General features: G+C 59.8%; 9 protein-coding genes and 2 rRNA genes. 10 read left to right on the forward strand and 1 reads right to left on the reverse strand.

Annotated features, from left to right (window positions below; translation table 11 throughout):
- Positions 1–108, forward strand: a 5S ribosomal RNA gene (gene rrf, locus GM655_RS22330); the annotation flags it as partial.
- Between the two features lie 108 nt (positions 109–216).
- Here rrf and GM655_RS22335 read toward each other — a convergent pair.
- Positions 217–912 (reverse strand): FadR/GntR family transcriptional regulator, encoded by a 696-nt coding sequence (locus GM655_RS22335; protein ID WP_155436869.1) that lies wholly within the window; start codon positions 910–912, stop codon positions 217–219.
- Positions 913–1,018: 106 nt separating this feature from the next.
- On the opposite strand from GM655_RS22335, the gene GM655_RS22340 reads away from it, so the two are divergent.
- From GM655_RS22340 to GM655_RS22380, 9 genes are all read left to right on the forward strand, one after another.
- Positions 1,019–1,816 (forward strand): (Fe-S)-binding protein, encoded by a 798-nt coding sequence (locus GM655_RS22340; protein WP_155436870.1) that lies wholly within the window; start codon positions 1,019–1,021, stop codon positions 1,814–1,816.
- Positions 1,813–2,520 (forward strand): LutC/YkgG family protein, encoded by a 708-nt coding sequence (locus GM655_RS22345; protein ID WP_196308832.1) that lies wholly within the window; start codon positions 1,813–1,815, stop codon positions 2,518–2,520. The genes GM655_RS22340 and GM655_RS22345 overlap by 4 nt, the downstream gene beginning before the upstream one ends.
- Positions 2,517–3,962: a LutB/LldF family L-lactate oxidation iron-sulfur protein gene (locus tag GM655_RS22350; protein ID WP_155436871.1), complete on the forward strand. Its 1,446-nt coding sequence runs from the start codon at positions 2,517–2,519 to the stop codon at positions 3,960–3,962. The genes GM655_RS22345 and GM655_RS22350 overlap by 4 nt, the downstream gene beginning before the upstream one ends.
- 179 nt (positions 3,963–4,141) lie before the next feature.
- Positions 4,142–5,854: a lactate permease LctP family transporter gene (locus tag GM655_RS22355; RefSeq protein ID WP_155436872.1), complete on the forward strand. Its 1,713-nt coding sequence runs from the start codon at positions 4,142–4,144 to the stop codon at positions 5,852–5,854.
- Between the two features lie 128 nt (positions 5,855–5,982).
- The gene (locus tag GM655_RS22360) at positions 5,983–6,882 is read left to right on the forward strand and encodes a LysR substrate-binding domain-containing protein (RefSeq protein WP_155436873.1); all 900 of its coding nucleotides are present in this window, start codon (positions 5,983–5,985) and stop codon (positions 6,880–6,882) included.
- A 93-nt stretch (positions 6,883–6,975) separates the two neighbouring features.
- Positions 6,976–8,466: an FAD-linked oxidase C-terminal domain-containing protein gene (locus tag GM655_RS22365; RefSeq protein WP_155436874.1), complete on the forward strand. Its 1,491-nt coding sequence runs from the start codon at positions 6,976–6,978 to the stop codon at positions 8,464–8,466.
- On the forward strand, positions 8,463–9,551 hold the full coding sequence (glcE, locus tag GM655_RS22370; RefSeq protein WP_155436875.1) for a glycolate oxidase subunit GlcE: 1,089 nt from the start codon (positions 8,463–8,465) through the stop codon (positions 9,549–9,551). Before GM655_RS22365 ends, glcE begins: the two co-directional genes overlap by 4 nt.
- 2 nt (positions 9,552–9,553) lie before the next feature.
- Positions 9,554–10,780, forward strand: a complete 1,227-nt coding sequence (glcF, locus tag GM655_RS22375) for a glycolate oxidase subunit GlcF (RefSeq protein WP_155436876.1) — start codon at positions 9,554–9,556, stop codon at positions 10,778–10,780.
- Between the two features lie 392 nt (positions 10,781–11,172).
- Positions 11,173–11,270: ribosomal RNA gene (locus GM655_RS22380) — 16S ribosomal RNA — on the forward strand; the annotation flags it as partial.

Below are 11,270 nucleotides of genomic sequence, written 5' to 3' on the forward strand. Positions count from 1 at the left end.
TGACCATAGCAAGTTGGTCCCACCCCTTCCCATCCCGAACAGGACCGTGAAACAACTCTGCGCCGATGATAGTGCTGCAACCAGTGTGAAAGTAGGTTATCGTCAAGCTAGTTATTAGAAGAACCCCCGTCAGTCGCAGACTGACGGGGGTTTTTTGCTTTGGACGTCAGAAAAACACGATAAAACTGGTTGGACCAATCGGCTGGCAAACTTGCTTTATTCGGATTCCAGCATGCTGATAACGTAATCGATATGGGCCTGCATGGCAGTGCGTGAAGCCTCAGGGCGACGGGCACAAATGGCCTGACAGATGGCTCTGTGCTGCTGCAGTAATTGGCCGGATACATCGGGAGCCAGCGCACGCAAATTGGTGCCGTTGAGCGTGATGTGCTCGCGCAGTATGCCCAACACACTGGCATGCAAATGCAGGAACATGCTGTTATGTGAGGCTAATGCGATGGCTTCATGCATCTGCGCATCTGCGGCTGCTTCATCGGCTGCTCTTTCTTCGGCGCGCGCCAGTTCCAGTTCCGCGAGCAAATCCCGTATCCGCTGATGTTCTTCCGCTGTGCCGCGCTGCGCGGCATAGTAGGCAGTAGCACCTTCCAATACGCGACGGAATTCCAGCACATCTGCCAGCACGGCTGGATGGTCCGCCACCAGATGTCCCCAAGGGCTGGCGGCCCCGGTCCGCAACTGATCGCTGACGTACACGCCTGCACCAGGCCGGCTGCGCAACAGGCCACGTGCTACCAGCCGCTGGGTGGCTTCGCGCACGGTGTTGCGCGAGACGCCAAACTGCTCCGCCAGTACACGCTCGGACGGCAAGCGGCTATTTGCCACGTAGCGCCCGTCGAGCAGCGCCTGTTCCAACTGCCGCTGCACATCTTCTACCAATCCCTGTGATTTCATGCTGTTGTTCTCCTGTCACAGTACTGGTCCTACCAGTTTGCGACGATTTCGCGATGCGGGAATTATGGCGCCTGCCCGCCAAATAAGCAAAACTAGGAGACCAGTCTTGGAAACCCGCCACTATCCCAAACCGCCGGCAGATCGACAGGTGTACCTGTTCGCTACCTGCGTCATCGATCTGTTCATGCCAGAAGCTGGCCTCGATACCGTTCGTCTGCTCGAACGCGAAGGCCTCACCGTGCACTTCCCGCGCGGCCAGAGTTGCTGCGGTCAGCCGGCTTACAGCAGCGGGAATCCGGAGCAGGCGCGCGCCGTGGTGCGTGCCCAGCTGGATTTGTTTCCGAATGATTGGCCAGTGATCGTTCCTTCCGGTTCCTGCGCAGGGATGATGCGTCATCACTGGGCGCCCATGTTTGCCGATGAGCCTGAGGTCGCTGAAAAAGCACGTGCGCTGTCCGAGCGTATTTACGAGCTCAGCGAATTTCTGTTGCGCGTAATGAAGGTCAGCTATCCCGGCGTGCCCGAGCAGGATGCCGAGCGCGTAGTGCTGCACACTTCCTGCGGCGCCCGCCGCGAAATGGGCACGCGTGTGCATGGTGTTGAGTTGCTCGATGCTCTGCCTGGCGTCACTCGTGTTGAACATGAACACGAATCGGAATGCTGCGGCTTTGGCGGCACCTTCTCGCTCAAGCATGCCGATATTTCCGGCGCCATGGTGCGCGACAAGGTGGCTTCGGCCTGTGCGACGGGCAGCAAGCGAGTGGTGTCGGCCGACTGCGGCTGCCTGCTGAATATCGGCCATGCCGCCAAGTACCAAGGTGCGCCGCTCGAAGTCGAGCACATGGCCAGTTTCCTGTGGCGCCGTGTGAACGGCACCGATGCTGATGAAAGCCTGAACCCATGAGCACGATGACCGCCCGTGAACGCATACTAGGCAAGCTGCGCGCTGCTGCGCCAGCACCTACGCACGATGCAGCCGCGTTGCAGCACAGCATAGATCTGCATTACGCCGACAGTGCATTGCGTAGCGCCAGCCCTAAACAGCTAGCCGATCGTCTGCAAAGCGTGATGGCTTCCGTACGTACCGACGTCTGGCGTGCCGATGCCCAGAGCTGGCCGCAACTGCTGGCAGAAAAGCTGGCGGAAGCCGGCGTCAAACGCCTGCTGCTCGATCATGGCCGCAAAGAGGGCGCTGCGCTGGCTGCGGCCCTGCCTGAGTCAGTGCAGACGCAGTCTTATACCCAGCCCATTGAACAATGGAAGGCCGAGCTGTTCAATTCGATCGATGCCGGATTTACCGTGGCGCGCTCCGGCATTGCCGCTACCGGTACGCTGATCGTGGTGCCCGATGCCGGCACGCCGCGCACAGTGTCGCTGGTGCCGCCGCTGCATATCGCGCTGGTCTACGCTAGCACGCTGTACGCCGACATGCACGCTGCCGCCCGCAGCGAAGGCTGGAGCAATGGCATGCCGACCAATCTGGTCATGATTTCCGGTCCATCCAAAACTTCTGACATTCAGCAGACGCTGGCCTATGGTGCGCACGGCCCGCGTGCGCTGTGGCTGATTATTGTTGATGACGTAGCCGAGCAGGGAGGTGCAGCATGAGTGGCGCGCCATTGAACTTTGTTTCGCCCGCCGACTTCCGCGCGCGCGTTGATCAGGCTCTGCAGGACGGCAAGCTGCGCAGCAGTATGCGCGGTGCCATGGACTTCCTGCAGACCAAACGCAAGAGCCAGTTCCCTGACGAGGATGAGCTGGAACTGCTGCGTGATCTGGGCGAAGCGGTGCGCCGCCATGCGCTGGCCAATCTGCCGCAACTGCTGCAGCAACTGGAAGCGAATCTGCAGGCCAACGGCGTGCAGGTGCACTGGGCCGAAACGGCCGAAGAAGCCAACGCCATCATTCATGGCATCGCCGAACGCCGCTCCGCGCGCCGCATCATCAAAGGCAAATCCATGGCCAGTGAAGAGGTCGAGCTCAATCACTACATGGCGGAGCGCGGCATCGAATGTGTGGAATCGGATATGGGCGAGTACATCGTCCAGTTAGCCGAGGAAAAGCCTTCGCACATCGTCATGCCCGCCGTGCATAAAACCAAGTCTGACATCGGTGCACTGTTCGAGCAGCACATTCCCGGCATGAGCTATACGGAAGATGTGGATACGCTGATACAGGCAGGACGCCGCGCTTTACGGCAAGCGTTTGTAGATGCGGATATCGGCCTGTCCGGTGTGAACTTCGCTGCAGCCGATACGGGCACCATCTGGTTGGTGGAGAACGAGGGCAATGGCCGCCTGTCGACGACCGTGCCCGATGTACACATCGCCCTGATGGGACTGGAAAAAGTGGTCGCCAGTCTGGAGCATATTGTGCCGCTCTCCAGCTTGCTGACGCGCTCGGCCACGGGACAATCGATCACTACCTACTTCAATCTGATCACGGGACCGCGCCGTGCTGGTGAACTCGATGGTCCGCGCGAAATGCATCTGGTGCTGCTCGATAATGGCCGTACGCAGGCTTACGCCGATGAGCAGTTGCGCCAGACTCTGCAATGCATACGCTGCGGCGCCTGCATGAACCACTGCCCGGTGTACGCGCGGGTTGGTGGCCACGCTTACGGCACCACTTATCCTGGCCCGATAGGCAAAATTATTTCACCGCATTTGCTGGGCCTCGATGCGACGGCCGACCTGGCGACAGCTTCCAGTCTGTGTGGTGCATGCGGCGAAGTTTGTCCGGTACGCATACCGATACCTCAATTACTCGTGCGCTTGCGCACGGAAGCCAACCGCGATCCCGAACAAAGTGTTGCGCATCCGCTACGCGGACAGGGCGCCAACTATAGCCGCAGCGAGCAACTGGTGTGGCGATTCTGGAGTGGTGCCTTCGCGCGGCCTAGCGTGTATCGCTGGTTCCGCTGGGCTGCCACGCGACTGCGCGCCTTCGCGCCAAGCAGCCAGCTAGGCTGGACACAGCACCGTACGCCTCTGAAACCTGCCCCGCGCAGCCTCGCAGAATTGCTGCGGGAAAGGGGGCAGGCCGAGTAGGCGTGAGGTGGCAAACGCGGCGGTGAATAATTTTCAACCGCCCGACTAATTCATTTCATCTTTGTTTGCCACCGATTTCACGCTGCACCCCCGTACACTCGTTGCAACTTTTCGCACTACCCACGCGAAGCGGCATAAGTCGCCACAGCAGAATACTTGTACCTTTGGAGGAGACCTTAATGCAACCTTGGAATCAGATTTACGACCCGATGGGCAGCCTGGCGCTATCCGCGCTGATGGCAGCAGTACCCATCATTTTCTTCTTCGTGGCACTGGCCGTGCTACGGATTAAAGGCCACGTCGCCGCAGCGGTCACGCTGCTGCTGTCGCTGGCTGTTGCCATCTTCGCGTACGGCATGCCGGTATCGCAGGCACTTGCTGCTGCCGGCTACGGCTTCGCTTACGGCATCTGGCCGATCGCATGGATTATCGTCAGCGCCGTGTTCCTCTACAAAGTGGTAGAGCGTACCGGCCAACTGGATATCATCCGCGCGTCCGTGCTGTCGATTACCGACGACCAGCGTCTGCAGATGCTGCTGATCGGTTTCTCGTTCGGTGCTTTCCTTGAAGGTGCAGCCGGTTTCGGCGCCCCAGTGGCGATTACCTCGGCACTGCTGGTCGGTCTGGGCTTCAATCCGCTGTACGCTGCAGGTCTGTGCCTGATCGCCAATACCGCACCAGTGGCCTTCGGCGCGATGGGCATTCCTATCATCGTGGCCGGTCAGGTAACGGGTCTGGATGCGATGAACATCGGCGCGATGGCTGGCCGTCAGCTGCCACTGCTGTCGCTGGCCGTACCATTCTGGCTGGTGTTCATGATGGACGGCACCCGCGGCGTGAAAGAAACCTGGCCTGCAGCGCTGGTTGCCGGCGGTAGCTTCGCTGTGACCCAGTACGTGACCTCGAACTTCATCGGTCCTGAACTGCCTGATATTACTTCGGCTCTCGTGAGTCTGGCATCGCTGACCGCGCTGCTGAAAGTCTGGCAGCCTGCCAGCGCCAAAGCCGGTGGCCGCAGCGCCATCTCGATGGGCGGCGGTACCGCAGCCATGTCCACCTTCGGCGGTCAGGCTGCCAACGGTGCGGCTCCGAATGTGCGCAAAGCTTCGCCTTACACCACCGCACAGACTGTGCGTGCCTGGGCACCGTTCGGTATTCTGACCGCCGTGGTAACGGTGTGGAGTCTGCCGCAGTTCAAAGCACTGTTCAATGGCACTGGCGCACTGGCCAACACCGTGCTGAAGTTCCACGTACCGTATCTGGACAAGATGGTCATGAAGATGACCCCTATCGTGTCCGCACCTAAAGCCTATGAAGCTGTGTTCAAGCTGGACCTGCTGTCGGCTGTAGGTACCGCGATTCTGCTGTCTACCCTGATCTCGATGGCACTGCTGCGCTTCAAGCCTATGGCTGGCGTGCGTGCACTGTCGGACACCGTGGTCGAACTGCGCCGTCCTATCATGTCCATCGGTCTGGTGCTGGCCTTCGCTTTCGTGGCCAACTACTCGGGCATGTCCTCGACGCTGGCTCTGGTGCTGGCTGGTACCGGCGCTGCCTTCCCGTTCTTCTCGCCATTCCTCGGCTGGCTGGGTGTATTCCTGACCGGTTCCGATACGTCGTCGAACGCACTGTTCTGCTCGCTGCAAAATACTACGGCGCACCAGATCAATGTGTCCGATACGCTGCTGGTGGCCGCGAATACCACGGGCGGTGTGACTGGCAAGATGATATCGCCGCAATCGATCGCCGTAGCCTGCGCTGCGACTGGTCTGGTGGGGCGCGAATCCGAATTGTTCCGCTTTACCCTCAAACATAGCCTGTTGTTTGCAACGATCGTTGGTATTATGACGGTGTTGCAGGCGTATGTATTCACCGGCATGATCCCGCACTAAATCAGGGCATCAGTCCCGCCTGCCTAACGCCAGCGCGTGTCACGGTTTTCCGTGGCACGCGTTGGCATTTGTGCTTTTTGCGCGTAATTGTTGGCCTGCAGGCTGCGGGTTTGTGAGAGGTGGTTTTCATGCCTAGACGTTTTCCTCCGGTTCATGCGTTGTCCGCTTTCGAGGCGGCAGCGCGGGCCGGTTCTTTTGCGGTCGCAGCCCAGCAGCTGTGCATCACGCCTTCCGCGCTGTCGCACCGCATCCGTCTGCTCGAAGAGTTTGTCGGCGACCGGCTGTTCATCCGTGATGGCCGCAACCTCACGCTGTCTGCTTTTGGCCGCAGCTATCTCGATGTGGTAGTGCAGGCCTTGCGCACGCTGACGGATTTCCCGCTGCCGCATCGCACGCTGTCGGCCCAGCCTCGCGTGAAGATCACTGTGCCGCCGACTTTTGCGCGCTATCTGCTGATGCCGCGCCTGGCCGAATTTACCGAAGCCCATCCCGACATCGTGGTGGAAGTATTCCTATCTGTGCCGCTGTACGATCTGTGCCTCAACGAGTCCGATCTGGAAGTGCGCTTCGGCGCCGGTAAGTATCCGGACATGGTGACGACACGGCTGTTCGGCGAACCGGCATTTGCTGTCGCCAGTCCCGCTTATCTGGAGCGCATAGGCGGCATTGCCACGCCAGCCGATTTGCAGAAGGCCACGCTGCTGCGCTCCGCGCTGGAACAGTGGAAGCCATGGTTCGAACAGGCAGGCCTGGACTGGCCGGAGCCGATGGATGCACTGCGCGTCGATGATCTGGGACTGCTGCTGGAAGCCATCAAACATGGCCATGGTGTTGGACTTACGCGACAACATTTTGCGCAGGAGATGATCGCCAAGGGCGAAGTGGTGCAGCTTTTCGACATTCGTCTGGAGGCGCCACCGCATGCCTATTACGTGGTGTATGAGCAAACAAGCCGCACCCGCCCTGAGGTTCAGCTGTTTATCGACTGGATGATGGCGGCCTATCCGGACTCGCTGCGCGATGCGTGAAAAATCTGCATCGCGCCGTTTAATTCTTTTCACCGCAGACGCGCGTTATTGATGGCTACACTGGGTGCCACTTTTTAGCATCCAGAGTCCAACATGAACGCGCCTACCGAAGCACCACCGCTGCAGCAGCACCAGCGCGAGGCCATACTGGCCGCATTGCGTGCCGTACTGCCAGCCGAATGCCTGCTGTCCGAGCAGGAAGATACCCGACCCTATGAATGTGACGGCCTGACGGCTTACCGTCAGCTACCTATGGCGGTGGCATTGCCGCAGAACGAGGAACAGCTGATCGCTGTACTCAAGGTCTGCCGCCAGTTGCAGGTGCCCATCGTGCCGCGCGGTGCCGGCACGGGCTTGTCCGGTGGCGCCATGCCGATTGCTGACGGTATCGTGATCTCGACGGCCAAGATGAGCCGCATCGTCGCACTCGATCCGCTGGCGCGTACGGCGCGCGTGCAACCCGGTGTGCGCAATCTGGCGATCTCCGAAGCGGCCGCACCGCATGGCCTGTATTACGCGCCCGATCCCTCGTCGCAGATTGCCTGTACTATCGGCGGCAACGTGGCGGAGAACGCCGGTGGCGTGCACTGCCTGAAGTACGGCCTGACCGTGCACAATGTGATGCGCGTGCGTATGGTGTCGATCGAAGGTGAAGTCATCGAACTCGGTGGCGCAGCACTGGACGCGCCGGGGCTGGATCTGCTGGCCGTGTTTATTGGCTCGGAAGGGATGCTGGGCGTTGTGACGGAAGTGACGGTGCGCCTGATACCCAAGCCGCCCGTCGCCAAGGTGATCATGGCCTCGTTCGATAACGTGGTCAGCGGCGGCGATGCCGTGGCGGCCGTGATTGCAGCGGGGATTATTCCGGCCGGTCTGGAAATGATGGATAAGACCAGCGCCCGCATGGTCGAGCCGTTCGTGCGCGCCGGTTACGACATCGATGCCGAAGCGATCCTGCTGTGTGAATCGGATGGCTTGCACGAGGAAGTGGAAGAAGAAATCGGCCGCATGTCGGAAGTACTGTTCCGTGCCGGTGCGAATGCCATTGCCGTGTCGCAGAACGAGGCGGAGCGCATGCGCTTCTGGTCGGGCCGCAAGAATGCCTTCCCGGCAGCGGGCCGTATCTCGCCGGACTACTACTGCATGGATGGCACCATTCCGCGCAAGCGCGTGGCCGAAGTGCTGGTAGGGATAGCGGAAATGGAGAAGACCTATGGTCTGCGCTGTGCCAACGTATTCCATGCGGGCGACGGCAATCTGCACCCGCTGATTCTGTTCGATGCGAATGCGCCCGGCGAATTCAATCGCGCCGAGCAGTTCGGCGAAGCGATTTTGGCCCTGTGCGTTGCCGTTGGTGGCACCATCACGGGCGAGCACGGCGTGGGCATTGAAAAAATCGATTCCATGTGCGAGCAGTTCGAAGTCAGCGAGATTGCTGCCTTCATCGGTGTCAAGCGCGCATTCGATGGCGCTTTCCTGCTCAATCCGAACAAGGCCATCCCGACGCTGGACCGCTGTGCTGCCTATGGCAAGCGGCAGGCGCGCGGCGGGCTATTCAAATTTGTCAAACAGGTGAACGCATGACGATGGAAGATCAGGTAAAGCAGTTTAGCGAACGCATCGTCGACGCTACCGTGCATGGCAAGCCGTTGCGTGTACGCGGTGGTGGTAGCAAGGACTGGTATGGACAGCCGGCTGCTGGTGAAGTGCTCGACACGCGTAGCTACAGCGGCATCATCGCCTACGAGCCGACCGAGCTGGTCATGACAGCGCGTTGCGGCACCCCTATGCGGGAAATCGAACAGGCGCTGGCCGCGCAGGGGCAGATGCTGGCCTTTGAGCCGCCACACTTTGGTGAAGGCGCTACCGTAGGCGGCATGCTGGCTGCTGGCCTGTCTGGCCCGCGCCGTGCCAATGCGGGCGCGTTGCGCGATTTCGTGCTCGGTGCTGTTCTGATGGATGGCCGCGGCGAAGCGCTGCGCTTTGGTGGCCAGGTCATGAAGAACGTGGCGGGCTACGATGTTTCGCGTCTGCTGGCAGGCTCCATGGGCATGCTTGGTCTAGTGCTGGAAGTATCGCTGAAGGTGTTGCCCAAGCCGGTGGCGGAAAAGACGCTGCGGCTGGAACTGTCGCAGGGCGATGCATTGCTGCGTCTGAATAAATGGGCGGGTCAGCCATTGCCGCTGTCGGCTTCGAGCTGGCATGGTGGCGCGCTGACTTTGCGCCTGTCCGGCGCGGAAGCAGCGGTGGCATCGGCCGTGCGCCATATCGGCGGCGAGGTGCTCGATGCGAGCGTAGCCGATCACTGGTGGGCCGATCTGCGCGAGCAGCACCATCCGCTGCTTGATGCGGTGCGGCTGGAAGGCATGCCGTTGTGGCGTCTGTCGCTGCCTTCGACCACCGAAGTGCTGAGCGAATTCGGCGAGCATGATCAGTTGATCGAATGGGGCGGTTCGCAACGTTGGATACGTGGCGACTTTGATGTGCAGACCATGCGCAGCCGTGCGCAAGCGCTGGGCGGCCATGCCACGCTGTTCCGTGGTGGCGACAAGGCCAGTGGCGTATTCCAGCCGCTGGCGCCAGCCGTACACAATATCCACCGTAATCTCAAACAGTATTTCGACCCGGCCGGCATTTTCAATCGCGGTCGCATGTATCAGGATCTGTAATCATGCAAACCAATCTGGCAGCACAATTCAAGAACACGCCGGACGGCGACGAAGCCGAAGCCATACTGCGCGCCTGCGTGCATTGCGGCTTCTGTACGGCGACCTGTCCTACCTACCAATTGCTGGGCGACGAACTCGATGGCCCGCGCGGCCGTATCTACCTGATCAAACAGGTGCTGGAAGGTGCTCCCGCAACGGAGCGCACCCAGTTGCATCTGGACCGTTGCCTGACCTGTCGTAACTGCGAAACCACCTGTCCGTCCGGTGTGCAGTACAGTCGTCTGCTCGATATCGGCAAACATATCGTCGAGCAGCAGGTGAAACGTCCGGCCGCTGCGCGTTACAAGCGCTTGCTGCTGAAAGAAGCGCTGCCACGTCCATGGCTGTTCAGCCCCGCGATGAAAGCAGGGCGCATGCTGCGGCCACTGCTGCCGGATTCGCTGGCCGAAAAAATGCAGCCGGTGCCGGATGCAGGTGTGTGGCCACGTCAGGCCATGCCACGCAAGATGCTGCTGCTTGATGGTTGCGTACAGCCGGAGATGGCGCCCAACATCAATAGCTCTGCGGCGCGGATACTGGCTGCACTGGGTGTCGAGTTGGTGGTAGCACCACGGGCCGGCTGCTGTGGCGCGATCCGTTACCATCTGGCTGACCATGATGGTGGTCTGAACGATATGCGCCGCAATATCGACGCATGGTGGCCGCTGATCGAAGCGGGTGCAGAAGCGATACTGATGACGGCATCCGGCTGCGGCGCGACGGTGAAGGAATATGGTCACCTGCTGCGTGACGATCCTGTCTATGCCGCCAAGGCCAAGCGGGTATCGGAATTAACCCGCGACGTGAGCGAAGTGCTGTGCGCCGAGCAGGAAGCTTTGATCGCTCTGTTGAAACAGCGCCCACCGGCAGGACCGGTGGCATTCCATCCGCCTTGCACCCTGCAGCATGCACAGAAAATCCGCGGCAAAGTGGAAGATCTGCTGCGCGCTGTCGGTGTCGATGTGCGTCTGTGCGCGGACAGCCATCTGTGCTGCGGTTCGGCCGGTACGTATTCCGTACTGCAGCCGGAACTGTCGCACCAGTTGCGTGACCGTAAGCTGGCCAATCTGGAAGCGACGGGAGCGGAGCGCATTGTTTCGGCCAATATTGGTTGCCAGAGCCATCTGCAGTCGGGCACCAGCACGCCGGTGGGGCACTGGATCGAACTGATCGATCAGATGCTGGCCTGAGGTGTTTGAAAAAAAGGCCTTGCCGAAGTGGCGAGGTCTTTGCTATAGTTCGCCCCCTCGCAAAACACAGCGCCCAGCGCTGAGTTGAACGAGAAAAAAAGAAGGGGTTGACGAAACGATTTAAACGCTTCATACTCTTTCTTCTTCGCTGACGGACACAACGCTCCGCAGCAAGCAGTACCAAAGAAAAGTTCTTTAAAAATTCACAGTCGATAAGTGTGGACGTTTGATGAAAGTGCACGCGAGGCTAGTCTTCGTGATACTTAAAAAATATCAAATGTTCACAAGAAATAAATGAAATAGGACGCTTCGTAAAAGAAGCGAACTGTCAGTATTTTGAGTGAGCGACCCAGCAGCAATGCTGGTGCCAGAAATGGCAAAAAACAGAGATTAAACTGAAGAGTTTGATCCTGGCTCAGATTGAACGCTGGCGGCATGCCTTACACATGCAAGTCGAACGGCAGCACGGAGCTTGCTCTGGTGGCGAGTG

The organism is Pseudoduganella danionis (assembly GCF_009720775.1).
Taxonomy (GTDB): domain Bacteria; phylum Pseudomonadota; class Gammaproteobacteria; order Burkholderiales; family Burkholderiaceae_D; genus Rugamonas; species Rugamonas danionis.

Bases quoted from the DNA above. Each gene is read 5' to 3' on its own strand.
- GM655_RS22335 (WP_155436869.1), bottom strand. From the start codon at position 912: ATGAAATCACAGGGATTGGTAGAAGATGTGCAGCGGCAGTTGGAACAG.
- GM655_RS22365 (WP_155436874.1), top strand. From the start codon at position 6,976: ATGAACGCGCCTACCGAAGCACCACCGCTGCAGCAGCACCAGCGCGAG.
- GM655_RS22360 (WP_155436873.1), top strand. From the start codon at position 5,983: ATGCCTAGACGTTTTCCTCCGGTTCATGCGTTGTCCGCTTTCGAGGCG.
- GM655_RS22355 (WP_155436872.1), top strand. From the start codon at position 4,142: ATGCAACCTTGGAATCAGATTTACGACCCGATGGGCAGCCTGGCGCTA.
- GM655_RS22350 (WP_155436871.1), top strand. From the start codon at position 2,517: ATGAGTGGCGCGCCATTGAACTTTGTTTCGCCCGCCGACTTCCGCGCG.
- glcE (WP_155436875.1), top strand. From the start codon at position 8,463: ATGACGATGGAAGATCAGGTAAAGCAGTTTAGCGAACGCATCGTCGAC.
- glcF (WP_155436876.1), top strand. From the start codon at position 9,554: ATGCAAACCAATCTGGCAGCACAATTCAAGAACACGCCGGACGGCGAC.
- GM655_RS22345 (WP_196308832.1), top strand. From the start codon at position 1,813: ATGAGCACGATGACCGCCCGTGAACGCATACTAGGCAAGCTGCGCGCT.